The organism is Microcoleus sp. D3_18_C4, from assembly GCF_036702355.1.
Lineage (GTDB): Bacteria > Cyanobacteriota > Cyanobacteriia > Cyanobacteriales > Microcoleaceae > Microcoleus.
This window is the reverse complement of record NZ_JAUBTF010000041.1, coordinates 21,829-46,289: the sequence shown is the minus strand read 5'-3', so window position 1 is coordinate 46,289 and position 24,461 is coordinate 21,829. Positions and strand designations below refer to the sequence as shown.

Genomic DNA, 24,461 nt, shown 5'->3' with positions numbered 1-24,461 from the left:
CAAACTCCTCAAATTAAAAAAGTTGGGTTTCCTAGCTCAACCCAACCTACTTTTAACAACGATGAATTACTGCTAACCCTCAAATATCCTCATCGTCTTGACCTTGCACACCCTGGAGAATCCGCGATAGCTCACTCTTCTCATTAATCGTAATCCGAGTCGGAGAACCGCTGATAATCCGTTCGTAACCACGGAACGAATCTTTAATTTGTGGGCCTCTTTCAGTAATTGTGTATTCCCGAATTCCTTTGTCATGCCACGAACCACGCATCTTAAACACATTAATTGCCCGCGACATTTCTCCTCGAATCTCTACATACTGCAGCATAATAATCGTGTCAGTAATTGTAGAAATATGGGAGTCCGTAATCGAATTAGAACCCATAAACTGGTCGCTTGTATTCGTAAAAAAGCCGGTTATTTCTTCCTGCTTCGCAAAACCTGTCACTCCGATCACAAATTGCCTGAAAGCATTATTGCTGACACCTCTAGCTAAGGCAGACAGCGAGTCTATAGCAATTCGAGAAGGTTTGAACTCAGCAATTTCTGATTTAATAGTCTGCAAGTGGTCTTCCAAACCGGCAGATTCCGGGTAAGTACACAGCAGCTTCAGCATTCCTTTCTGTTCCATTTCCTCAAAATCAATGCCCCAAGAATAAGCATTGCGGAACAACTGAGCCCGCGACTCTTCATAGGCAAAAAGCAGCGCCCGATTGCCGTTCATACAAGCATTCTGCAAGAACTTGCTCACTAACAGCGTTTTTCCGGTTCCCGTTGCACCCGTAGCCAAAATAATCGAGTCTTTGAAGAAGCCGCCACCGCACATCTCATCGAGAGTTTTATCGCCGGAAGAAACCCGCACGTTTGAAGACTTTTGAGTTAATCGCATCGCCCCCAATGGGAAAATATTAATTCCGTCATTAGTCATAGTAAAAGGATATTCGCCCTTCATGTGAGTTGTACCGCGCAACTTCAAAATTTCGATGGTGCGGCGGCGGCGTTCTCCTTCCAATACGTTGCGAACAATTACCACATTATCCGACACAAACTCTTCCACCCCAAACCGCGCCACTGGGCCGTATTCTTCCACCCGTTCCGTAGTCATAACTGTAGTTGCTCCGACTTGTTTGAGGCGGGCAACTAAGCGAAAAATTTCCCGGCGCACCACCGATGCAGCATCGTACTGCTGAAATACGGCGGTAACAGAATCTATTGAAACCCGCTTGGCTTTGTACTTGCGAATGGCGTACTGAATTCGCTCGATTAAGGCTGATAAATCAAAATTTCCTACGATATCTTGACCTTCTGGATCGGGGGAAGCGTCCAAAATAAATAGCTTGCCTTCCTCGATTAACTGTGCCAAATCCCAACCGAAACTGCAAGCATTTTTAATAATATCTGTCGGAGATTCTTCAAAAGTTACGAAAACTCCAGCTTCGTCAAAATGGGTAATTCCATTATAGAGAAATTGTACGGCAAATAAAGTTTTTCCCGTTCCTGATGTGCCGCTGACTAGGGTGGTTCGGCCGATGGGCATTCCGCCGTGACTGATGTCATCGAAACCCTCAATCATCGTGCGAATTTTTTCAACTCCTGCCGTTACCAATCCTTCTCGTTTAACCGTTTGACTAATTTCATTCATGTCGATTTTTGTCAACTCTCAGTATTCTTTAGTTGTCACTCATTAACCGCTGATCATGAGTCTTTGTACCCAGCTTTTAGTTTTGGCTCTTGCTCAATAACTAATGACTGGTGACTGCTAACTAATGACCCCGCCCAAAAACCGATACCGTGCGACGTATTCCTGTCGTGGAAAGATAAAAATTTTAGACTTTTGTTCAACATCCCAGATTCATCTGTAGAGTAAATCTAAAATCTAAAATCGTTCGACGCTCGCGCGACTCGAGGCTTCGACGCTCGCGCACGCCAAACCGAAGTCTCAAATCTAAAATCGACTGACTCTCACCTGATGATCTTATGAATTCAGGTCTTCTTCGCGAAGTTCTTCATAGAGCAAATCTAATCCTATCAGAACTTTCTCACGATCGGACAAATCGCCAATAATTTTTCGCACCGGTGGCGGCAGGATTTTGGCCAGCGTGGGGGTTGCCAATATTTTGTCCTCTTCTGCTAGCTGAGGATTTTTGAGAACATCTATGACTTTCAGCGCGTAGACGCCTTGAAATTCTTGTTCGAGGATGTCCTTTAGGGTTTTCAAAGCTCGCACTGAGTTGGGAGTATTCCCAGCAACGTACAGCTTCAGAACGTAGGTTTTCTTCAGAGGAGTCATGAACTTTTTTAAATGTTGAGTATTAGTTGTCAGATGTTAGTTGTAGTTGTTATTTGTCTTAAATCTGCTGTTCTTTGTTATTTTATAATAATTGCAGCCTCGCGATCGCGCGCGTGTTTGTCGGCTCGTTTCTTTTTTGTTAGATTCTACCTTCTACCTTTTATTTCTTAAATTATGCGGAATCCCTTCTACACTCTACCTTGAGAGGCATCTTTCGGAATCGATCGCCGATACATCTCGCACATATGAGCGATCGCGTCAATCAGGGTCAAACGGTAATCAAGCAATATTTCCTCGCTGCGCCCTTCTAATTTTAGCTGTTTAGCAAACTCGTCCATCAATTCCATGTGAATTTCTACAATTTGAGTCACGGGAACGTCAGCAAAAAAAGCCAAATTCACAAATTCATCTATTTGATTGTTGACCGCAGCATCTTGAGAAAAATAATTCAAAACGATGTCGCGATAACTTGACTTGAGTTGCTCCAAAAACTTTTGCTTCTCGGTTGCCGACAGATTTCTCAAAAAAATCTGGGAATTTCTTTTATAATACACACCTAAGTATCCTAATCGCTCCCGTAATTTTTCCGCCAGCCGCCGCTGCTGTCGGCTGAGCAAACTTTGAGCAGTCAATTGGGCTGTCGCATCGACCGTTACGGATTGGTAATTGACAGGAACCGGAGTTGAAAGCTTCAGAAATTGTGCGATCGCCCGATCGATACCGTCAGCTATTTCGCTTGATCGAGCGATTGCCAGTTGCACCTCAGCAGGGTGATAAAAAAAAGCACAGCTTTCGTCTTGACTCTTGTTGGCGGTACTGGCTGCGGCCTCAAAACCATTTGAATATGCTGCTTCGGGCCTGCAATCTTGCGAGTGAGGCGAAAAAATAACAGCAGGCAAAAAGATCGATCGTTCTTGCAGCTTGCCCAGAAGCGATCGCAGATCCCCATCCACCTCCAAAACCAAACAATCAAGGTGATAATTGTGCTTAAGGAACCCCAAAAGCTCCACTGCCGACTTCATGTGCGTTAAAGCATAGCGTTCGCCTCTCAAAAGCTCGATCGCAGAGGCTGTTATTTCCTCAGCTCGGACAAAAATACCGATAGAAAGTTGAGGAAGCAAAGCTGTAGGTGCACCACCTAAGTTACCTGAAAGTGCTGGATCGCTCAGAGTTGATATCTCCTTTACAAAAAACTTAACATTTTAATAATCATCTCAACATTTATTTTAACCAATCTTAACCGCAAAATAAGTCATGCGCTTCTACCAGAGGAAGAATCAAAGTGTACTTCGTGGTTTGTGTGTCAAGCACCCTGAGCGTGATTTCTGCAATTAAGCTTAAGCCTTAAAATAATTGCTAGTCGCCTCAAATCAGGCGTAGGCATCGAACTCCCCGGTCTCGGTGCAGATACCGAGCCTGATAGCGAACTGATATAAAACTAATAAGATACAGAAATTCGCAGCTACATTGAGCATCAAAAATATTACTGCTCTCGCGAGCAGACTCTCAGGTTTGTTATGCCACTCACCACCCCCAGTCTCAAAAATTTTATCGAGCCAGTGCCCCTGTGCCTCCAAACGGGTGCGCTAGAATCGCTGCAGTCAATTTTCAGCTCCTGCAACTGCGATCGAGTTGCAGTAGTCAACGAACAGCTACAGCCGCTGGGATTAGTGTACCTCCGCAGCCTTTGGGTTTGGGGAGCCGATCGCACAAACGACGGGCAACAACCTTTGTCCGAAAGCCCGATCGCGATCGAACCAGTCAGGGTATTACCCGCCGCTATGAGCGTCAGCGAATTCTGGGAGTACCTGCAAACAGAGGAACAGAACACCCCAGCCCGGCCCAACCGCCAAACCGCCGGCATTTCCTCCAAAACTCCGATCGCCGTCACAGATGCCAGTGGTCAATTTTTAGGAATGCTAGACAGCCTGAGCCTGCTGCAATTCGCCGCACTCAACAGCAGCTCGCTCTGCAGCCTCACACAGCAGGAAACAGCCGTCAAAGAAATCGGATTAAAACCAATTTCCGAAGCCATCGCCACGGTCCTAGACGCTCAAGTGCGCTTTCTAGAAGCAGGATTGAAACCTTCGGAAAACCTGAACTCCCTAGTCGAACTACTGGAAAAACTGCCCCTGCCCCTGAGATTGCAAACCCCCACCGCACAAATAGTCAGCCAAAACGCAGCGTGGCGGATTTTGCTGGGAGCAGGCCCAGAACCAATTCCAGAACCAGCAGCAAATTTGGGTAAACACTCGCCCCGTAAACCAAGCCATTTAACAAGCGAATACAAGAGCGTGCAGTTAGAGGGCATCACCACCGACTGCAGGAGCCTAGTAGGAGCAAGTAGATCGGGCGATTCCCTGCGGGATAGCTTCGCCGCGCGTGATTCAACCGCAGCCACCAGTTGTCCGCTGCCCCTGTACGCTGCCGCCTCCCCCTCAACATTAACCGCTCCAGCTTGGTGTCCTATGGCCGGCAAACCAGACACCTACATTTGCGAGTGCCCCGTACAAAAAGGTCAAGAACGGATCTGGCAATTTGTCAAACAGCCGCTCTCAGACAAGCTAATTTTAGTAATGGGACAAGATGTCACCGAAGAACATTTAGTCGCCAAAGAACTAGCAGCGAAAAACGCAGATTTAATCCACCTCAACCGACTCAAAGACGAATTTTTATCCTGCATCAGCCACGAACTAAAAACCCCGCTCACCGCCGTCCTCGGTTTGTCCAGCCTCCTCAAAGATAAATTGATCGGAGAACTAAACGATCGCCAAACACGCTACGCCAAACTAATCCATAAAAGCGGGCGACATTTGATGACAATAGTTAACGATATATTAGACTTGACCCGGATGGAAACCGGGCAGCTAGAACTAATTCCCGAAGCAGTCGAAATAGAATCAACCTGCCAAAGAGCCTTTGAACAAGCAAAACAACTGCAACAGCAAGAAGAAAAAAAACCACCCGAACCAAGCAAAACTGACGGCACAGCAAACGCAGAACCCTCCGCCCAAATAGAATTTACACTCGAAATAGAACCGGGACTGAGCCAATTAATTGCCGACGAACTGCGACTGCGGCAAATGCTCGTCAACCTCCTTTCCAACGCCCTAAAATTCACCGAGCTCGGCGGCAAAATCGGATTGAAAGTAAATGTCTGGGAAGGCTGGATCGCATTTAAAGTTTGGGACACTGGCATCGGCATCCCCGCCGACAAACAGCATCTGATCTTTCAGAAATTCCAACAGCTAGAAAGCCCCCTCACCCGCCGCTTTCAAGGAACCGGACTGGGACTGGTACTGACTCAACGCCTAGCTCGGCTCCACGGCGGGGACGTTTCGTTTATTTCCTCAGAAAACCAAGGCTCTCAATTTACCCTGCTGCTGCCACCAAATCCTCCGGGAAACAGCAGTGAAGAAGTCCCGGCATCGGGAGCCGTTGAGGAAGAATTATTACAACCCCAATATCCGACTCTGACCGCCAATTCTCGCTCTCGTTTAGTATTAATAGTCGAAGCAGTTCCCAAATATATCGAAGATTTAACCAACGTCCTTTCGGGTTTGGGCTACCAAGTAATAGTCGCCCGTTCCGGTACCGAAGCATTGGAAAAAGCCCGCAGGTTTAGTCCCGAAGCCATTTTCCTCAACCCGCTGCTGCCGCTGCTGTCGGGTTGGGACGTGCTGACGCTGCTCAAGAGTGACCCAGATACCCGATCAATTCCGGCGATCGTCACGGCCACCAGAGGCGAAAAAGAACGGGCTAGTGTCAACAGAGCCGAAGGCTTTTTGAGCTTGCCGGTGGAAGAACCCGCTTTGCGGCGGCTGCTGACCGACTTGATCGGCAAAAGTAATGCTAGTAGCGCCAAAGTGAGGAGTTCTTTAACCGTGTTGTGGCTCAGCCCGCAAAACAGTTCGTCTCAAGGTTCCACTTTACTGCTCAACCCCAACTACTGCCGGGTTTTAGAAGCAGACGACCTCGACCAAGCAGAACTCGTGGCCCGAATTTGGCGACCCGACGCGATCGTCTTGGATGGTACAAGTCAACTGCAAAAGCCCTTAGCTTTTATCGAACAGTTAAGTCGGTCTCGAAATTTGGGTTCTCTCCCCTTGGTGACTTTAGACCCCCGAACTACGCAACTGGCAAATCAAGTCAAAGGATTGTCGGTATTTCCCTGTTTAGCCACTAGCAGTCCCGACGACGGTGAAACTTCACCAACCGGGTTAATGCCAAGTGCTTTGTGGCAAGTGATTCAAGTTGCTGCGGGCATGAGTTGGAAGCCCAGCATTTTATTTGCCGACATTTCGACTTTACCCGATTTGCACTCCTCTTCTGGGGGGAACCCGACGGAAGAATTGGAAAATCGCGATCGATCGACAAATGCCGAGATTCCCCTCCCCAATTCCCAGTTTTCTACTCCCAACTTTCAAGCTTTGATCCAGTACGTCCACACCGCAGGATTTCGAGGGTCGATCGCTCCCTGCTGGACAGAAGTTTTGCAGCAGTTGCAATATCAAAGCGTTGACTTAGTTTTGCTGTGTTTGCGAGATGCCCCCTCAGAATCAACCGCTATGCTGCAGGCGCTATCGAACTTGCGCCAAATGGCAGTAAAATTGCCAATTTTAGTCTGGGATTATCGGTCGGCTGTAAATTCGGAATCCGAGGCGATCGACTTTCTACTGCAAGAAGTATCTGCCAAAATTTTGCCTTCTTCCTTATCAGCAGCACAATTGTTAGACAAAATTCAACAGAGTTTATTAACTCATTCAAGTTCTTGAAAATGAATAATTTACCAGGTTTGTAGTGACGAATTAACTCGTTTCTCAACCCGTAAAAATCAACTATTACTTATGAGGAAAAACAGAAGTTGGCAACTCTTTAACTGTCAAGCGCGAAGCGTTATTTGTTAACTCAGTCAACTTTATAATAACTCATAATTTTGCCTATTTGTAGTGAGGTGATCAGTCGCCTATAAAAGAGTGAATAAAAACGACTACCCTGAGTGTAAATATAATTTGAGAAGTATTTAAATGAAAACCCAGAAGTGTTGCGAGTCAAGAAGCAATATCAAAACTCAAAAATATGAGTTATTATAGGCGATCGAGAAACCCTTATATTTTTTTCTGGGGCTGTACAGTGCCTAATCGCATTCCTTTAATATCTCTGCTACTCGCACTCGGTTTGGGGGCAATGCCCGAGCCTGCTGCCGCACAGGCACTCCTGCCTTACACCCTGCAAATCGACTCAGCCCAACTCGAACAAACGGCCTTGAGCCTTGCAGAAGAAGCCGTCCAGCTAGCCAGACTGCAGCAGTACCAACTAGCGGTACCTAGAGCCGAACTCGCCACACAGTTAGCCCCCAAAAATGCTCAAACTTGGACTTTGTTAGGCAGCTTGTACCTTCAAGTCGAGCAGTTTGACAAAGGCATTGAAGCTTTGGGGCAAGCTCAATCTCTGTCACCAGAAAATCCATCAATTAAATTTGTCTTGGGAGAAGCTTACTTTCGGAAAGCGAACTACGAGAAAGCAGTTGAATATTTGCAAGCAGGATTAAAACTCAAACCAGACACTCCAGGTGCATTATTTGATTTAGGTAATGCTTTTTATAAGCTGAAGCGGTTTGATCAGGCGATCGCCCAATACGAAAAAGCCTTTGCTTTAGAAAAAAACCTGTGGCCTGCTGTCAACAATATCGGATTAGTCAAATACGAAATGGGAGATGTTGATAGCGCCATCAAACGCTGGCAAGAAGCGATCGTGATCGACGACAAAGCCGCCGAAGCAATGCTAGCTCTAGCAGTAGCATTCTACACCAAAGGTGACAAAGAAAAAGGCTTAGCGATGGGAGAAGCAGCTCTGAAACTCGACAAACGTTATGCTACCGTAGAATATCTCAAAGAAAACCTCTGGGGCGATCGTTTAATCGCAGATACGCAAAAGTTGCTAGCCACTCCCGAAATGAAAGCAGCACTGGCTAAAATTCAAGACGCCCCCCCCCCTCCCCAACTGTCGCCTTAATTGTAGTTAAGTTTGTAGTGAGGACTTCAGTCCTCAAAGCCTTTTTTAACTGAGAACCAACTATCTTATTCAGAACTAAGACCAAAAAATAGTTGAATACGTTATGGGTAGAGGTAAGGTGCGCGCACAGCGCACCCTACAGATAGAGTTGGTGCGTAAGTTCTATTATTCCCACGAAGCAGTTGCTGCCTTCAATTCTCCAATCTAAAATCTAAAATCTAAAATCTAAAATCGCATGACCCCCCTAAGCTGGACAGAATTAGAAGCCCTCACAGACTTTGAAGTCGATCGCACAAACGGCCCCACCAACGCCCAATCCCGGTTGCGCCTCTTCGGAAAAACCGAATCCGATGTGCGAGTCACCCTGTACCGCGATAACCATGCTTGGTGTCCCTACTGCCAAAAAATCTGGTTGTGGTTAGAAGAAAAACAAATCCCCTACCGCATTGAGAAAGTTACTATGTTCTGCTATGGGGAAAAGGAAAGTTGGTACAAACGCAAAGTGCCATCGGGAATGCTACCGGCGATCAAACTAGACGGCCGCATCATCACCGAAAGCGATGATATCTTAATCGCCCTCGAACGAGTCTATGGCCCCTTGGGTTTGGGCATGGAAAACCCCGCAGTAATACCCATGCGGCGGTTAGAACGACTGCTGTTTAGGGCCTGGTGTACCTGGCTGTGCTACCCAGCAAGTTCAGCCAAAGTAGAACAGCACAACCGCAACCAATTTATCAGCGTCGTCGCCCAAGTAGAAAAAGCTCTGGCTAGCACTCCGGGGCCTTATTTCCTCGATGAATTTGGCACTGCGGATGTCATCTTTACGCCCTACGTCGAACGGATGAATGCCAGTCTTTACTACTACAAAGGCTACTCGATGCGCGAAGAAAACCCGCGCTTTGCGGACTGGTTTGCAGCGATGGAAACCCGCCCTACCTATCGCGGCACTCAGAGCGATTTTCACACCCACGTCCACGATTTACCGCCTCAGATGGGCGGCTGTTATGAAAACGGCGAACCTCAGATGCTTCTCAATAAAGCCCGCGTGGATAATGGGCCTTGGGCTGGACTCCCGGATGTGATGTATCCAGAACCGGAAACCTCCCGCGCTGAAGCACTTCATCGCGTCATTAAGCACCAGCGCAACATCGTTCGAGTCAATCCTGCTGATGACAAGTTATTCGATGAGGCTTTGCGTTGTGCTTTAACTTTGATGATGACTGGCGAAGTTTGTACGCCGCCGAGTGGTTCTGATGCGGCTTTGCGGTATTTGCGCGATCGGGTGAATGTGCCCCGCGATATGTCGATCTACGCGGCCAAGCGATTGAGGGAAGCGTTGGAGGAAACGGCGGCTTTGGTGGGTGATGGCCAAGGTTCTCCGATTCTGCTGAAGCATCGGCGAGATCAAGATCCGGCTAATTTTGTGTAGGGGGCGGAATCAGACGGAATCGGCGTTGCTGCTGCTCTACTTCATCAGTTTGCTATCTGCTCGATCGATGCGTTACAATTGGTAGTATTAAAGTAGCATAAATACTGTCTATGAAAGTATCTATAGCGATCGCAAATCATTCATAAACCGATCGAGGATTTGATCGAGCAGCAGTTCCATTGAGTATTGGTTCAAAAATACCAAATTTGTGTAACTTGAGAAAGTCAAAGCTTTTATATTACTCCCAGTAATTTTCCCAATCATCCTGAAAAGCTTGCTGCAATCTCTGCATATACGCATCAGTCTTAATCTTCACCATCCACAGATTATTAGCATTGCGGCCTCCCTTGCACACAACGCCTTCATCCACACCGTATTTCCCCTTGCGAAGATCCTCCATAAACTTGCCCGTCAGTTTGCCACGATAAATTACTCGCGCAATATTTAATTTACCAAAATCCTGAATAAACCGATCGGGAACAACCATACCGCCCTCAGTTTCCACATCAAAAAGCACCAATTGTTTGCGATCGTCCTTTTGGTGCATTCCCGCAAACGAGTGCTCACCAAAAAACTCTGTAAACACAGTAATTTCAGCGCAGTGATACTGTTCATTCTCTCGAAATATAGACTCTAAGGGACTAGCAAAGTCTCTTTTAAATATTTCCGGTGCTGCTTCTAAACCGGGATGTGCAGCATTAAATTCTGCAATTCCCCTCTCATCCAAATCAAATCTACTGCGGCGCGTACCAAAAGCATACCAACCAAGTTCAACTTCCCAAACCCAATGCAAATTAGTGCCATCGTATTTCTCAAAAGCTATACATTGTTCATTAGGGCAATTTTTACTATCGGGAATTTTGGGATAGGCAAGTTGAACTCGTGTCATATCAATCACCAATAATAAAACTGGTTTGTAGTGAGGATTTTAGTCGCTGTTAAGCTGTTGTGCATTTAAAATCCTGGTAAAATATTTTTTACTCTTGTGAGGTAGGCAGGAGAACCCGCCCTCAAAATACAAATTAAATGCACAACCGCTTACCTAAAAATATTAAGATTTGACTAAAATTCTCACTACAAACTTTATGTGGTATTTAACAGTTTCCCCCCTTCCTCTTCACTTCTAAAAATCTTGCAATTGAGCAGTTTGAACTGGTACTTCTTTAATCTGGGCACCGCGGCGCACCTTCAGTTTCAGAATTTGACCGATTTGGCTGTTTTCCACCAAATTTTGCAACTGTTCGGGCTCAGTCACTCCCTCACCCTCAATTTGAACGATCACATCCCCTTTGCGAATCCCTGCTTTCTCAGCAGGGGTGTTTGGCACAACTCTCATCACTAACACTCCCTTAACTTCGGGGACAATCAAAGGAGCATTGGGGTCAGAATTATTCTCTCTGGCCATTTCAGGAGTCAAAGCAATCATCTGAATTCCCAAAAACGGATGGCTGACTTGTTCTCCCTTGGCTAACTGCGCGTAGATGGCCTTGGCTTTGTCGATCGGAATCGCAAACCCAATACCCATTGCATCGGCTCGAATCGCCGTGTTGATGCCAATCACTTCTCCTCTGCTGTTTAACAGCGGGCCGCCGGAATTGCCGGGATTGATGGCGGCGTCGGTTTGAATGAAATCGAGCCGCTTGTCGGGAATGCCGACGGCTGCACTGGAGCGTTTGAGGGTGCTGATAATGCCCAAGGTGACGGTGTTGTCAAATCCCAGGGGGTTGCCCACGGCGATCGCCCAATCTCCCACTTTCACCGCGTCAGAATCTCCTAGCGTTGCCACGGGCAAGTTAACTTCCTTGGTATTAATTTTGACAACAGCCAAATCTGTTACTTCGTCAGTACCTTGCACTTTTCCTGGAAATGTCCTGCCGTCGTTTAAGGTGACAGTCACTCGATCGGCTTTGTCAACTACGTGAGCATTGGTTAAAACAATCCCGCTTTTGTCAATGATGAAGCCGGAACCTTGACCGCGTAAGCGTTCTTGTCTGGGGGTCATGCTCCCTAAATCTTCTCCCAAAAATCTGCGGAAGAAGGGGTCTTCCATTAAGGGATCAATGTTGCGGCTGACAGTGCGCTCGGTATCAATGCGAACAACTGCTGGGCCGACTCGATCGACAGCGGCGGTCACAAAACTGCCGGTATCTCCTGGGAGTTCAGGACTCCGCAGCGCTAACAGTTGGGGATTCGCGGCGGTGGGTGGGAAACTCTGGAACTGTAAGTTGGGCGGATTGCTGCCATCAGCGGCAGCGGGTGCAGCATTGATTGCTAACGCACTCAGGGCGATCGTCATTCCTAAAATTAGGGCGAACCAACGAGCACCGATTCGAGGTGCGGGCCGAAAAAACTTAAATAGTCGCATAGCGTCAATCTTTGTTAGTCTGGGTTAGTCTGGTAAAGGTGTGCGATCGTGCGGACTCAATAATCTGCCATTATGAAGATCCTAAATGTATTTAGACAGTTACAATACATGAGTCACGAGCCCGCACGAACTCAACATATTCTGAATTCTAACTTTTAAAAATTTCCCTCGTAACCCCAATGATTATATCTGATACTTCTACTGACAAATCCTTGCCCTCAAATTCCCACCACCACCATCACGACGATCAATCAGTCCACCCTCACCATCACGATGAAGAATCGATGCGACGGCTGGTAAATCGCTTGTCTCGGATTGAGGGGCACGTCCGCGGCATTAAAACAATGGTTCAAGAAAACCGTCCCTGTCCCGAAGTTCTGGTGCAAGTTGCTGCGGTGCGAGGCGCGCTCGATCGCGTAGCGAGAATCATTCTTGACGAACACTTAACCGAGTGCATTGCCCGAGCCGCTAAAGAAGGTAATATCGATACGGAAATCGAAGAATTGAAAGCGGCTTTGGATCGGTTTTTGCCTTAGCCGCTGCCAATTTTTCCATCCATATAACAAAACTTGCAAATTAGACAAAACTTGCAAGTTATGCTTTCTAAGCAATTTTTTAAGCATCTTTCACAAACCCGGGAAAAGCATCAAATCTTCTCCCCTTCACCCCATTGCCACAACATACAATTTATATGCTCCGCAGTTTATGAGAGCGAGTTTTGTTAAAAAAGAATTAGTCCGGTTTGTCGTGATGACGCAACTCCTCAAACTCTTCAAAAGCTGACAACAAACAATTAGATAATCGGTGCTTAATCCGACGTGGTATGCACAGTCTAGACTTTCGTCAGCTTAGCTTTTAGCTGGTATCTGACTGTTGCGTAAACGGCTTTATAGGAAGCCTCGATGCTATATTCCTGCTGCAACCACTCTTGAATTTCTCCATAGCTTTTAAAGCCTTTATGGGGGTCGCTGAGGCGCATTGCCAAACTAGCGCGTGCCAGCGGAGGAATGGCCGGCTTGCGGCCGCCGCTGTGCTTTGTTTCGAGGAGTCCTTCTAGTCCATCAGATCGGTACTTTCTCAGCCACCGCTGCACTGTAATTCGATTTACCCCAATGGTCATTGCCAATTCTTTAACTGTCTTAACATGACAAATTTTGAACAGGTAAAGTGCTTGAATTTTTTGAAAGCCGCTTGCCGTTTTTTGTTCAGTTAACAGGTTTTTTAGCTCTTCACTTGTCTCTGTGATGCTAAGTTTACATACTCCAGCCATATCAATTACCTCACGATTCGCGTTCTACAATACCTTTGTTTGACAAGGGAGCGAAAGCTGCTCCAATCCTAAATGCTGACCTTTTGTTTGCCCTGAAGCAATACAAAAGCGATCGTTCTCATTAAACTTTTTCCTTCCTGGAGGCAGTCAGACGCTCAGAAACCGGATTATTTTAACCTGGAGCAAGGTTGCCATGATTTTTGTGGGTAAAAAACCAGGTTTCTGGATCATTTTTGTATTTGATGGACAAGCGTCATTGCTAATAGTGATAGCAGTGAACGGATCGACTGTAACATTACCGGCAATAGGTGACTCTTAAGGAATACCATTTATTCTCTTATTGTTAAACATTTATCATGGTTTTCCTGGTATTTATTGGTATTTTTTGCGAACGTATAAGCGATTTTTAGCCATTAGGTGCTAGCAAACAGGGGAATGTCTGTACACCAGCGATCGCATTTTTATACAGACATTCCCCTACTCCCAGAAGTGCATTTCTGGCTTTCGCTGTGTGAGAAATCTTGATACATCAACACTCTCATCACCCGGAGTGGGTAGCGGCGAGTGACGTTGCAACCGACTTTCACAGCAAGCGGGCAAGTATCTGTGAAACTACTGACTTTATCGCAATTTGAGTAAAACACGACTAGGGTGGTATTGTCAATTTTTCAGCATTACAGTATGAGTATCGGCTATTTTTTCCTGCCTGCTGTGATCGAAAGGGGGTGTTCTATGTGATACTACTAACATCGGTCAGTGATCTATATCACACTTATGTTCAGTGAACTCAACTATGCACAAAAAGTTATGGGTTTGATCGATCGGACTTTCCACCTAGAATCTTTGGGAAGTGCGATCAAACTTGTGGTTAAAATTTTTAAAGGTTAATGTTTAACCAAAGGGAAAAGAGAATGCAGCTTTGTCCTTCACCCTCACCAAACCCTCTAATTTATACTCAAACCTTGCAGATTCAGGGAAGTTTCACCCAGGGTGTGAATATTTCAGAATCTAAAATTGCAGAACATCCGGTGCAACCAGCTTGCTGACAGTATTCTTCATTTAAAAGGTGTAGAGAAGCCACAATGAACGTTGACGAACTGCTCAAGCTATACGCAATAGGAGAAAGAAATTTTAGCGGGGTCTACCTGCACGAGGTCTACCTCTACGAAGCAGAATTGATTGGAGCCAATCTGTATGAAGCCGACCTGATTGGAGCCAATCTCAGCAAAGCCAAACTCAACAGAGTCAACTTTGGCAAAGCCAATTTGTGCAAGATTAACTTGAGCAAAGCAGACTTAGGTGGAGCAGACCTCACAGAAGCACTTTTACTTGAAGCTAACCTGAATCGAGCTGAGTTGATGGGAGCAAATCTCAGCAAAGCAGACTTGAGCGGAGCTTCCCTGATCCAAGCAACTTTAATTGGAGCCAACATATCTCGGGCAACACTCAGCCGTGCAGACTTGCACGGAGTAAATCTTTACGGAGTAAACTTGCGTAGGGCGGTGCTCACAGAATGCGATTTAATTGGCGCAAACTTGAGCAAAGTAGACCTTAGCGGAGCTGACTTAATGGGGGCGAGTCTAATTAGGGCAGACTTGACTGAAGCGATTTTAAGTGCGTCAGACTTAAGCGGAGCAAACCTGTTAGGAGCAAACCTTACAAAAGTTAACCTGAGCGGAGTATATCTTAAGGGTACAACGATGCCCGACGGCACGATTCACGACTAATTTATTTGTTAATTTTTATGGTTGCCGAGAACAGCGGCTAAAGGGTAATGAGGTTTTCATTACCCTAATTTATTGGCAGCGAAATCTTTATTTGACACTAAGGTAAGGCGGATAACTTCAATTTAGGGTGCTGATGGCGCCCAGAACTCCTACATACGGCAAGTCAAAAGATTTGTTAGCTGAACTTGTGTTATGGTGATTTTCAATTGCTTCGAGAAAAGCTATTTTAGATTTAATATTTTGGATTTTGGACGGTTAAAATGAAACTCAGAATCCTCGCTGCTGTAACGCTGCTGAGCGCGATCGCCCCGATCGCTCCTGCACCCGCCGAGAACATCCAACACACGCAACAATTACTAGCCACCCGACAGTGCCCCAACTGCGACCTCAGCAGTGCAGGCTTGGTTTTAGCCAACTTAACCGGAGCCAATCTCAAAGGTGCTGACTTGAGGTTGGCGAACCTCAGTCGAGCCAACCTCACCGGGGCTGACCTCAGCGGTGCCAACCTCAGCGGCACCAGCCTGTTTGGCGTCAACCTGACAGGGGCTAACCTCAGCGGTGCCAACCTCAGCGGTGCTGACTTGAGAAGTGCCTACCTCAGCGACGCCAATTTGCAAGGCGCCAATTTAACTAACGCGCAACTGCTCGGAGTTAGAGGAATGCCAACCAATATCGGCACCGCTGAAGACTTCTACCGGTTGGGAGTGCTGGAAGCTCAAGCAGGAAACTACAGAAACGCCATTGATTATTACAATCAAGCGCTGAATCTGAAATCGGATTTAGCCGCCGTTTATTTTGCGCGCAGTATGTCTCGCGCTGACTTGGGAGACTTCGCCGGCGCGACTCAAGACGCTGCAATAGCAAACAAACTCTTTGCAGCTCAAGGAAATCCCCAAGGTCAGGAGTTGTCAAAGCAGTTAGGCGAAGCCATTGTTGCACGTCAAAAGCCTACGGAACCCCGCACTTCCAGCCGCGGCGACTTTATGAGTCTCCTCGGTTCGATCGGTTCTGTGCTGGTGAAGCTAATCTTGCCTTGACGGTTGCCTAATTCAGGGGAATCTCGATCCAGAACTCGGTACCAGTACCAGGTACAGAAACACATTTAAGTACGCCTTGGTGTTTCTCAACTACAATTTGGTAACTGATAGACAGTCCTAAACCCGTGCCCCGACCTACGGGTTTAGTAGTAAAAAACGGATTAAATATATGAGAGATTAACTCTTTGGGGATGCCGTGACCATTGTCTGCAATGCAAATTCCTACCGTTTTTTCATTGATTAATTCCGTGCGAATCCGAATGCAAGGGGATGGGAAATCAGGAATCAAACACTCGGTGGTTGCCTTTATATCTCCTGACTCGATAGGCAGTATTTGGGAGCTTAAATGCGTTGCCGCTGCACTTGCCGCTTTAAAGGGAAGATCCACAACTCGCTCTTTTTTTCCCATTTCTAGGGCGTCAAGGGAATTACCGATCAGATTCATAAATACCTGATTGAGCGAGCTGGCATAGCATTCTACTAAGGGCAACTTGCCATATTCTTTAATAATTTCTACGGTGTTGTGATCAGAATTGGCTTTGATCCGGTGCTGCAAAATCAACAGGGTACTGTCGATTCCCTCGTGAATGTCAACGGCTTTTTTCTCGGCTTGATCGCTCCTGGAAAAATTACGCAAAGATACAACTAACTGGCGGATGCGCTCAACTCCGACTGTCATGGAACCCAAAATTTTGGGCAAATCTTCGGCAAGAAATTCGATGTCGATTGCTTCGGAGCACTCGCTAATTTCTGGGTTGGGATTGGGGTAGTGCTGGCGGTAGAGTTCTACCAAGCAGAGTAAATCTTTGGTGTATTCGCTGGCGTGGGACAGATTGCCGTAGATAAAGTTAACGGGGTTATTGATTTCGTGGGCGACTCCGGCCAGAAGTTGTCCGAGACTGGACATTTTTTCGGTTTGAATCAGTTGGGCTTGGGTATTGTGCAATTCTGTGACTGTTTTAGCTAGCTGTTCGGCTTTTAATCGATCGGCAGTTGCTGCATTGAGACTTTCTTGATAAAGTTCTGCTTGGTGAATGGCGATCGCAGCTTGAGCCGCTAAATGTTGCACCAATTCCTGTTCTGCAGTTTGCCAAACTCTCGGCCCGGAACACTCATGGGCAATCAGCAACCCCCACAATTGGGAATCTTTGCCTCTCATGGGTACAATTAAACTTGCTCTCACCTGCAACTCTTCCAAAAATTCGCGGTGACAGGGTGTTAAATCCTCAGTATAAATATCATTAATTGCTCGCACCCGTCCGGCTCGATAAAAGCAGTCTGAGCCTTCGGGAAAGCATTCTTGTGGAGATGTGATACCTAAAATGGATCGCCACTCGCCGCAAACAGCTTCGACAACTACCTCGCCCTGTTTGTCGGCCGCAAATTGGTAGATTACCGTGCGATCGGTATCCAACAAAACTCTGACTTCTCGCACAATAGTTTGCAGTATTATTTTTAAATCTAAGGTGCTGCGAATCTGGTCTCTAACTCGCGTCAATACTTTGGCAAAGTCCAAGGATTTTTGCAATTGGGCGGTGCGTTCTTGAACTTGGCGCTCCAAGTTGGCATTCAGGGTTTGCACTTCTTTATAAAGAACGTACTGCCCAATTGCCGAACAAAATTGGCTGCCTATAGCTAAAGCTTGCTCAATTTCCTCGTACTTCCACTCGGGCGACTGACCTTTTTTTATTTCTCGCCAGAGTTCAAAGGATTGTCTAGGAAGGGTTTGTGCAGCGCTGGTGTCAAAGCGCCCCGCCCACATTTTTTCGGTATCAATTGCATTGCGAAAAATGGTCAAACAGCCAACTACTTGTTGTTTGTAGTGGAGGGGAATTACCAGCAAACCCCTAATTTTAGTAGATTGGAAAGCGGGAACTAAAACTCTAAATAGAGGTTCTTTGTATAAGTCGGTAATTATCAAAACTGGGAATTGACAGTTAGTAAAAATTGAAATTTTGGGAATCTCTTCAGTATTTTTAAATCCTTTGGTTAGCCATTCCTGCCAGAGGGGATGAGCTTCCAGCGCCTTAACTTTTTCCCAGTTGGGAAGTGTCGGTTGTTCTCCTGTGGTGAACAGTTCAAAGGTAGCATCACTGTGGGCCGGGGCAGTTGGCAATCCTCCTTCAATCTTGGGAGGGGATAAATTTTCACCGTTGATTTTCGGCGGGTTGAGATAGAGTCGGCCACCGCTGCCACCCAAAGCGGTGACGGTGGCTTCTAAACCCTGTTGCAGTTGAATGTTGACGTGACCATACAACAGGGCTGCTATGCGGCTCACGGTAGCTTCGCGGGCGGCTTGAGAGCGGGTTTGATCGAGGAGAAGTGCGTGGGCTATAGCGCTAGACAATTGATCTGATACGAGCTGAACTACTTCTAAATCTGCTGGTGAAATATTGAGAGGCGCGGAGTGGTGAGACACTAAAAGTCCCCACAGTTCGATGTGAATTTTTTGATTATTTCCTGGCTCATATCGAGTCAGACAGGTGGCCGCCTCGCAGATATCTGTTTTGCTGTTTTCCGACGCGATCCTGCGGTGCAAAATCGGCACGACTAAGGAAGATTGCACTCCCATTGCCATCAGGTAAGCGGTGTGGCAAGGATCGAGCGATCTGTAGTGCATCTCTTCCTTTACTAAAGGTTGACCGGTGTCTGCAGCATCGAGGGGACTCAGGACGATCGTCCCTGAGTTAACATCTATTATTGTCCGCTGGCGCAAAGTGACATACATCTCCCTGGCGCTGGCGGGAATGTCGTCTGCTGGAAAGTGCAGTCCTTTCAAGGAAGGGAGACAGTTGTTATTAATTGACTCCGCAACAACTTCTCCACTGCCATCGGCACTAAACCTGTAAATCATAATGCGATCTGTTTTCAAAAAAGACCGCACTTCTGCTACCGTACTGGTTAAAATATCTTCTAATTCTAGAGATTGGCGAATGCGTTCTGTTATCCGCCGTATCAAAACTTCTCTGTCTAGTTTATAATGTAATTCTTGCGTATTTTCTCTGAGTTGCATAAATCTCCTTTTGTACTCAATACAATGATAATAAGAAGTTTTGAGGTGCTGTGGTCGCGAGCCAACTCAAATGCCTGACTCTGAGTTTTTGACTCAACCGATCTGTACAATTAATGGCTAGCGCAACGTAGACAGACGACGGTGTATCGCCTCTGGCGCACTGGCGTAAGGAAAATAATCTGCGCTCGCGCCAGTTTAATCCTTGCCTTCAACAGGCAGAGCGAGTTAAGCAAATAATTATTATTATTTTAATGCTCTTATAAATTTCTCGCAATCTTAAACTTTCACTAGGAAAATTCTTCATTGTTAGGATAACTTGACATTTGTTGTAGAACTTCATATAATGATAATTAACGAAAGAATTTGAGTTTCTCTCAGCGCCCCTGGCCCTGACTAATTTCTTGGCGCACGCTCATCAGAATTTTACCCAAATGATTTTGACCGGTTCTGTCGCAGCCACACCCCCAGTAGTAATCCGTTGGCGAATCCTCGACAATCACTCGATCCCCTGTGGCAAGAAGAATAGCTTGAATGTCTGTATGAGTGAGAAACTTAGTTAAAACTGCTTCGCGCATAATGGGAATTTTCACTGCTTCCCAATCAGCACGAATCCGGTGCTTGGGATCGCGACCTAATTTAGCGGCTTCTTGAGGAGTTGCTACGGCTTGAATCGCCGCCACTAATCTTTTATCTGTGCTGACAAATTTTTGGGCTTGATAGTAATGTTCCACAGTCAACCAATATTGACCGTGCAGAGAAATGTCGTGTAGTGAAAAATTAGAAAAGCAGCCGTAAGGCTCCTCTACTTTATAAAAATAAATTATCATTTGATTTTAGATTTTAAATTTTACAGGATTTAGGCAAAATCCAATTATCTAGGGTGCTTAGGGGCGCACCTTACCGCTATTGGGAATGAGGAATTGAGAATAAGGAATTGGGATTTAAGAAGATTCTCTCTTCTTTCTTCCCTCAAAATCCATGCGTTAAATCCGTTGCCGAACTTCCTTCGTTCTAAAACGGCATCAGCTTTTTAAGAGCGCGGTTAGCGATATCGGCATAACGCAGTTCGCCACACAAAATTTTGCTCATCAACTGAGTAGTCATCGGCAATTTGACGCCCGCTCTGTAAGCAGCTCCTGTAAACTGATAGAATGCTCTAGCCAAGCGACTGGCCCAAATCATATGAGTGTTCCATTCTTGGGCGATCGATTGAGTGTACGGCTCCTTAGCGTCGTCGGCACCTCCAAGAACTCGATCGATCGCCTCAGCAACCTTAAATCCGCTAACAATGGCAGGACGAATTCCTTCAGCGGACAACTGGTAATGGGTGATTGGTCATGGGGCAGGAGGAATTGGTAAGTTAATGAGTGTTAAATCTTGAGTTTTTAACTCACAACTCACAAATCATTAAGCGTCTGCTCGTTGTTGGCGGCCGTATCTCGGCAATCTCAAAACTCTTCCTATTCCCCCTGCCCAATTTCCCATTCCCTAAACAGTCGTGATATCTTTCTCTTTGGCTGCCAAAACTTCTTCTATTTTGGCAATGTACTTGTCCGTCAGCTTTTGAATTTTATCTTGCAAGTCGCGGGATTCATCTTTAGAGATATCGCTGCTTTTTTCCTGCTTGCGAATCGAGTCAACGGCATCGCGGCGGATATTGCGAATTGCAACTTTACCTTCTTCAGCAAACTTACTGGCCATTTTGACAAATTCTTGGCGTCTGTCGCTCGTCAGCGGCGGAATGTTCAAGCGAATAACTGAACCGTCGTTGTTGGGCACGAGTCCTACATCGGACAGGGAAATTGCTTTTTCGATCGAGGTAAGCGCTGTACGATCGAACGGTTGAATGGTGATCGTAGTCGCATCCGGGGTGCCGATGTTGGCAAGGGATTTGATCGGAGTTGGAGAGCCGTAGTAGTCTACCATGACTCGATCGAGGAGGGAGGCGTTGGCGCGTCCCGTCCGAATAGTATTAAAAGACCGTTGAGTAGCCTCAACTGCCTTTTGCATATGATCTTCTGCTTCAGCTAACTTCACAAAAACCTCCGACAAGAGTTCCAATAGATTCTCCCATTACAGCTCGGTAGATGTTGCCCGACACCGAGAGGTCAAATACCATAATAGGAATATTATTTTCTTTGCAAAGGGCGATCGCCGTACTGTCCATCACCCGCAAATCTTGATTCAAGACGTGGGCATAGGTGAGGGTTTGATACCTGCGCGCGTTGGGGTTGAGGTGGGGGTCGGAATCGTACACCCCATCTACCTTAGTAGCTTTAAAAATCACCTCTGCATCAATTTCAGCCGCCCGCAAAGCGGCTGTAGTATCAGTAGTAAAAAAAGGGTTGCCAGAACCGGCACCAAAAATCACTACTCGTTTTTTTTCTAGGTGGCGAATTGCCCGCCGCCGGATGTAGGGTTCAGCTACTTCTTGCATGGCGATCGCCGATTGCACCCGCGTTGGCACTCCTGCTTGTTCCAGGGCATCCTGCAAAGTGATAGCATTCATCACCGTAGCAATCATGCCCACATAATCAGCCGTTGCCCGATCCATCCCTGCCGAAGCAGCTTTCACCCCGCGAAAAATGTTGCCACCACCGACAACAATCGCGATTTGAATGCCTTGGGACACGACTTTGGCCACTTCCTGGGCGATCGACTGAACGACTATCGGATCGATGCCGTAGCCCAAGCTGCCCATCAGCGCTTCACCGCTGAGCTTCAGCAAAACTCGCTGATATACCATCCCCATGCCGCCACTATTTTTTTACTCTTTTTGCCTCCACCATAAGATAGCAGTACGGGTGCATTTTGAACATCAATTGCCCGGAACAGACCCAAAAGTCTGTTCCAGAACACTTGACTGAGAACGGTTGACTAAATTTAATCCTTGGGGACGAAATTAAGAGCAGCAGAATTCATGCAGTAACGCTGACCGGTAGGTTTCGGGCCGTCGTTAAATACGTGACCGAGATGAGCGTCGCAAACAGCGCACAGTACCTCTGTTCGGCGCATGAACAAGGTATTATCCGACTCGCACTTGACATTTTCTTCGCTAACTGGAGCGTAGAAACTCGGCCAACCGGTACCGGAATCGTACTTGGTTTCTGATTTAAATAGCTCAGTGCCGCAGCAAATACACTTATAAGTTCCTGGTTTTTTGTTGTCGTGATATTCGCCACTAAAAGCTCTTTCCGTTCCTTTTTTGCGGGTGACTTTAAACTGTTCTGGCGTGAGTTGTTGTTGCCATTCTGCGTCGGTTTTTTTAACTTTTTCAGGCATGATTTGATGTTTGGTTAAGATGTATTTAGCTGTTGAGTGTTGACGGTTAACTGTTAACTGTTGAGTGTTGACGGTTAACGGTATATTGCTAGTTAACTCAGGCTTCCATTAATATTAACCTAATTGGCTCGATATGAACATACCAGGGAAAAGGATTGTCCTTAATAGCCCTCCACTTTTCCTTAAAAACTTCGGCTTGCAAGTGATAATCTTGGGAATCATTGGGAGGCGAGTGCAATTTGAGATATAATGTCACCCGGTGCGGAGTTTCCACAGTCGAGGCGATCCAACAAGCAAAAGTATTTTCACGATCGCACCCGCTAACAAAAATCAGTTGATGAGCCCGAATTCCCACAGAAACTAGAGATTTGGGAATTGGTTCGACTACAGTCAGAGTACAGCCCCAGTCGATCGCCTCCACGAGAGTTACGGAGATCGGTTTAGCTGCTGAGAAATTCTTACAGCCCGTCAACTGGGCGACAGTGAAGTTGCGGGGGCGATCGAAAATGTTCTGTTTTGTATCAAAGGCGATCGGCCTTCCCTCAGCCAATACCAACAGATTTTTGCACACCCGGTAAACTTCCTCTAAATTGTGGCTGACAAACAAAGTAATTCCCCGATAATTAGCCAGAGTCTGCATTAACTCGCGTTCCAGTTGACTGCGTAAGTGAGTATCCAAAGCAGAAAACGGTTCGTCTAACAGCAGCAAATCGGGAGAAGGGGCGATCGCCCTCGCCAAAGCCACCCGCTGCTGTTGGCCCCCCGAAAGTTCGTGCGGGTAGCGGTTTTCCAGTCCCGACATTTGCACCGAAATTAGCTGTTCTTTTACCCGAAGTTTTTGCTCGCTTTCAGATAAATGCTGCAAGCCAAACGCAATATTTTGAGCCACAGTCAAGTGAGGAAATAAAGCATAGTTTTGAAACAAAAAACCGATGCGGCGGTCTTTAGAAGGTACATTAATGCCCTGTGCTGAGTCAAATAAAACCCTGCCATTGACTGCAATTTTACCGCTCCTGGGAGTTTCCAAACCAGCAATGCAGCGCAGAGTCATGCTTTTACCAGAACCCGACGCGCCCAAAATTCCCAGCACTTCCGGGCCGATATCGAAACCGACATCCAAGGCAAAGCTGGAAAGAGGTTTGAAGATGTTTAAAAAAAGTCCCCTTTCTGGTTGTTTTTTTTTGGATTTTGTGGTAAAAGTAGACGCGAATTTAGGAAGATTTGATTGCAGTCTTTGGCTCGAATTTGGTTTGGGCGATCTCCTTTGTAAATCAGTCCAAAAATTAACAGCAGTTAGCACGCTCAAAGAAATACTCAGAATAATCAAAACCCAAATAGCAGCTTGCCTCATATCCCCTGCTTCCACAGCAAAATAAATTGCCATCGGAATAGTTTGAGTTTGTCCGGGAATGTTCCCCGCTAACATCAACGTCGCGCCGAATTCACCCAAAGCGCGAGCAAATGCGAGAATAGTTCCTGCTAAAATTCCCGGCCATGCTAGCGGCAACATAATCCGCCAAAAGACTTGCCACTCCGATGCTCCCAAAGTGCGAGCAGCATTGAGAAGATTGGCATCAATTTGCTCAAAAGCTCCCAAAGCAGTTTTGTACATGAGGGGAAATGATACAACTGTGGCAGTAATGGCGGCGGCTTGCCAAGTGAAAATTATAGTTAAGTCGAATTGTAGCAAAAATTCACCGATCGCCCCATTTCTCCCAAACAGCAGCAGCAGCAAAAATCCCACTACTGTCGGCGGCAAAACTAAGGGAGAAATTAAAATGCCTTCAATCAAAGCTTTACCTCTGATGCGAGTTGAAAGCATCCACCGGGCGGTGGCTATTCCCAGAAAGAAAGTAAAAAATGTGGCAATTGCAGATGATTTAAGAGAAATCCAGAGCGGAGATAAGTCAAATTCCATATTTGGGATTAACTATCGCAGTCTTAAATGATTTGTGAAGGAGTTTTTTTTTAAAGAACCGCGAAGACGCGAAGAACACGAAGGAAGTGAAGAATGGTTTCTGAAGATTTATAGT

At 46.3% G+C, this 24,461-nt stretch carries 19 protein-coding genes; 6 read left to right on the top strand and 13 right to left on the bottom strand.

What is annotated here, in order from left to right:
• Window positions 1–79: 79 nt before the first annotated feature.
• The 3 genes from kaiC to QUA90_RS19755 all read right to left on the bottom strand — a co-directional run bounded on the left by kaiC (window position 80) and on the right by QUA90_RS19755 (window position 3,411).
• Complete coding sequence (gene kaiC, locus QUA90_RS19765) at window positions 80–1,642, bottom strand: circadian clock protein KaiC (RefSeq protein WP_333056794.1); 1,563 nt, start codon at window positions 1,640–1,642, stop codon at window positions 80–82.
• Between the two features lie 333 nt (window positions 1,643–1,975).
• Window positions 1,976–2,290 (bottom strand): circadian clock protein KaiB, encoded by a 315-nt coding sequence (kaiB, locus tag QUA90_RS19760; RefSeq protein WP_333447271.1) that lies wholly within the window; start codon window positions 2,288–2,290, stop codon window positions 1,976–1,978.
• Between the two features lie 188 nt (window positions 2,291–2,478).
• Window positions 2,479–3,411 carry a circadian clock protein KaiA gene (locus QUA90_RS19755; RefSeq protein ID WP_333447269.1) on the bottom strand — a complete coding sequence of 311 codons (933 nt, stop codon included), beginning with the start codon at window positions 3,409–3,411 and terminating at the stop codon, window positions 2,479–2,481.
• 396 nt (window positions 3,412–3,807) lie between these two features.
• Between QUA90_RS19755 and QUA90_RS19750 the strand changes: the two genes are divergently transcribed.
• The 3 genes from QUA90_RS19750 (at window position 3,808) to QUA90_RS19740 (ending at window position 9,734) form a co-directional block, all read left to right on the top strand.
• Entirely contained in the window at window positions 3,808–7,065 is a 3,258-nt protein-coding gene (locus QUA90_RS19750) for an ATP-binding protein (protein ID WP_333447267.1), read from the top strand.
• Window positions 7,066–7,423: 358 nt separating this feature from the next.
• Window positions 7,424–8,305: a tetratricopeptide repeat protein gene (locus QUA90_RS19745; RefSeq protein WP_445300126.1), complete on the top strand. Its 882-nt coding sequence runs from the start codon at window positions 7,424–7,426 to the stop codon at window positions 8,303–8,305.
• 235 nt (window positions 8,306–8,540) lie between these two features.
• Entirely contained in the window at window positions 8,541–9,734 is a 1,194-nt protein-coding gene (locus tag QUA90_RS19740) for a glutathione S-transferase family protein (protein ID WP_333447263.1), read from the top strand.
• A 238-nt stretch (window positions 9,735–9,972) separates the two neighbouring features.
• Here the strand turns inward: QUA90_RS19740 and QUA90_RS19735 are convergent, their stop codons facing one another.
• Together QUA90_RS19735 and QUA90_RS19730 are read right to left on the bottom strand one after the other, a co-directional pair.
• Window positions 9,973–10,623: an RNA ligase family protein gene (locus QUA90_RS19735; RefSeq protein ID WP_333447261.1), complete on the bottom strand. Its 651-nt coding sequence runs from the start codon at window positions 10,621–10,623 to the stop codon at window positions 9,973–9,975.
• 234 nt (window positions 10,624–10,857) lie between these two features.
• Window positions 10,858–12,099: an HhoA/HhoB/HtrA family serine endopeptidase gene (locus tag QUA90_RS19730; protein WP_333447259.1), complete on the bottom strand. Its 1,242-nt coding sequence runs from the start codon at window positions 12,097–12,099 to the stop codon at window positions 10,858–10,860.
• A gap of 179 nt (window positions 12,100–12,278) precedes the next feature.
• Between QUA90_RS19730 and QUA90_RS19725 the strand changes: the two genes are divergently transcribed.
• The gene (locus QUA90_RS19725) at window positions 12,279–12,635 is read left to right on the top strand and encodes a metal-sensitive transcriptional regulator (protein ID WP_333084317.1); all 357 of its coding nucleotides are present in this window, start codon (window positions 12,279–12,281) and stop codon (window positions 12,633–12,635) included.
• Between the two features lie 296 nt (window positions 12,636–12,931).
• Here QUA90_RS19725 and QUA90_RS19720 read toward each other — a convergent pair whose 3' ends face one another.
• On the bottom strand, window positions 12,932–13,369 hold the full coding sequence (locus tag QUA90_RS19720) for a helix-turn-helix domain-containing protein (RefSeq protein ID WP_333084315.1): 438 nt from the start codon (window positions 13,367–13,369) through the stop codon (window positions 12,932–12,934).
• Between the two features lie 1,082 nt (window positions 13,370–14,451).
• Between QUA90_RS19720 and QUA90_RS19715 the strand changes: the two genes are divergently transcribed.
• Complete coding sequence (locus tag QUA90_RS19715; protein WP_333084313.1) at window positions 14,452–15,096, top strand: pentapeptide repeat-containing protein; 645 nt, start codon at window positions 14,452–14,454, stop codon at window positions 15,094–15,096.
• A gap of 260 nt (window positions 15,097–15,356) precedes the next feature.
• Window positions 15,357–16,133, top strand: coding sequence for a pentapeptide repeat-containing protein (locus QUA90_RS19710; protein ID WP_333330886.1), 777 nt, complete (start codon window positions 15,357–15,359; stop codon window positions 16,131–16,133).
• 7 nt (window positions 16,134–16,140) lie between these two features.
• Here QUA90_RS19710 and QUA90_RS19705 read toward each other — a convergent pair whose 3' ends face one another.
• The 7 genes from QUA90_RS19705 to modB form a co-directional block, all read right to left on the bottom strand.
• Window positions 16,141–19,146: a GAF domain-containing protein gene (locus QUA90_RS19705; RefSeq protein WP_333447256.1), complete on the bottom strand. Its 3,006-nt coding sequence runs from the start codon at window positions 19,144–19,146 to the stop codon at window positions 16,141–16,143.
• Window positions 19,147–19,520: 374 nt separating this feature from the next.
• Window positions 19,521–19,973 (bottom strand): NADAR family protein, encoded by a 453-nt coding sequence (locus QUA90_RS19700; protein ID WP_333084307.1) that lies wholly within the window; start codon window positions 19,971–19,973, stop codon window positions 19,521–19,523.
• Between the two features lie 184 nt (window positions 19,974–20,157).
• Window positions 20,158–20,463, bottom strand: a complete 306-nt coding sequence (locus QUA90_RS19695) for a hypothetical protein (RefSeq protein WP_333447254.1) — start codon at window positions 20,461–20,463, stop codon at window positions 20,158–20,160.
• Between the two features lie 171 nt (window positions 20,464–20,634).
• The gene (gene frr, locus QUA90_RS19690; RefSeq protein WP_333161226.1) at window positions 20,635–21,183 is read right to left on the bottom strand and encodes a ribosome recycling factor; all 549 of its coding nucleotides are present in this window, start codon (window positions 21,181–21,183) and stop codon (window positions 20,635–20,637) included.
• A complete protein-coding gene (gene pyrH / locus QUA90_RS19685) occupies window positions 21,170–21,898 on the bottom strand; it encodes a UMP kinase (RefSeq protein ID WP_333076369.1) in 729 nt (242 codons plus the stop codon). The genes frr and pyrH overlap by 14 nt, the downstream gene beginning before the upstream one ends.
• 131 nt (window positions 21,899–22,029) lie before the next feature.
• Window positions 22,030–22,428 (bottom strand): peptide-methionine (R)-S-oxide reductase MsrB, encoded by a 399-nt coding sequence (msrB, locus tag QUA90_RS19680; protein WP_333084305.1) that lies wholly within the window; start codon window positions 22,426–22,428, stop codon window positions 22,030–22,032.
• Between the two features lie 97 nt (window positions 22,429–22,525).
• The gene (gene modB, locus QUA90_RS19675) at window positions 22,526–24,346 is read right to left on the bottom strand and encodes a molybdate ABC transporter permease subunit (RefSeq protein WP_333447252.1); all 1,821 of its coding nucleotides are present in this window, start codon (window positions 24,344–24,346) and stop codon (window positions 22,526–22,528) included.
• Between the last annotated feature and the right edge of the window lie 115 nt (window positions 24,347–24,461).